This window comes from Salipaludibacillus sp. CUR1 (genome assembly GCF_021028955.1).
Taxonomy (GTDB): domain Bacteria; phylum Bacillota; class Bacilli; order Bacillales; family Salisediminibacteriaceae; genus Salipaludibacillus.
This window is the reverse complement of record NZ_JAIWPE010000093.1, coordinates 1-996: the sequence shown is the minus strand read 5'-3', so window position 1 is coordinate 996 and position 996 is coordinate 1. Positions and strand designations below refer to the sequence as shown.

The window sequence follows — 996 nt, the reverse complement described above, 5'->3', positions numbered from 1 at the left end:
CCCCAGGATGTGATGAGCCGACATCGAGGTGCCAAACACCGCCGTCGATATGAACTCTTGGGCGGTATCAGCCTGTTATCCCCGGAGTACCTTTTATCCGTTGAGCGATGGCCCTTCCATACAGAACCACCGGATCACTAAGACCTACTTTCGTACCTGCTCGACGTGTCTGTCTCGCAGTCAAGCGCGCTTTTGCCTTTATACTCTACGACCGATTTCCGACCGGTCTGAGCGCACCTTCGTACTCCTCCGTTACTCTTTAGGAGGAGACCGCCCCAGTCAAACTACCCACCATACACTGTCCTCGATCCGGATAACGGACCTGAGTTAGAACCTCAAAGTTGCCAGGGTGGTATTTCAAGGTTGGCTCCACGCAAACTGGCGTTCACGCTTCAAAGCCTCCCACCTATCCTACACAAGCAAATTCAAAGTCCAGTGCAAAGCTATAGTAAAGGTTCACGGGGTCTTTCCGTCTAGCCGCGGATANTAATTCAAAGTCCAGTGCAAAGCTATAGTAAAGGTTCACGGGGTCTTTCCGTCTAGCCGCGGATACACTGCATCTTCACAGCGATTTCAATTTCACTGAGTCTCGGGTGGAGACAGCGCCGCCATCGTTACGCCATTCGTGCAGGTCGGAACTTACCCGACAAGGAATTTCGCTACCTTAGGACCGTTATTGTTACGGCCGCCGTTTACCGGGGCTTCGATCAAGAGCTTCGCGTTAGCTAACCCCATCAATTAACCTTCCGGCACCGGGCAGGCGTCACACCCTATACGTCCACTTTCGTGTTTGCAGAGTGCTGTGTTTTTAATAAACAGTCGCAGCGGCCTGGTATCTTCGACCGGCATGAGCTTACGGAGCAAGTCCTTCACCCTCACCGGCGCACCTTCTCCCGAAGTTACGGTGCCATTTTGCCTAGTTCCTTCACCCGAGTTCTCTCAAGCGCCTTGGTATTCTCTACCCAACCACCTGTGTCGGTTTGGGGTACGGTTCCT

Annotated in this window: 1 rRNA gene; it reads right to left on the bottom strand. The window is 53.0% G+C overall.

Features of this window, described 5'->3' with window-relative positions:
* Positions 1 to 996: ribosomal RNA gene (locus K8O68_RS15645) — 23S ribosomal RNA — on the bottom strand; the annotation flags it as partial.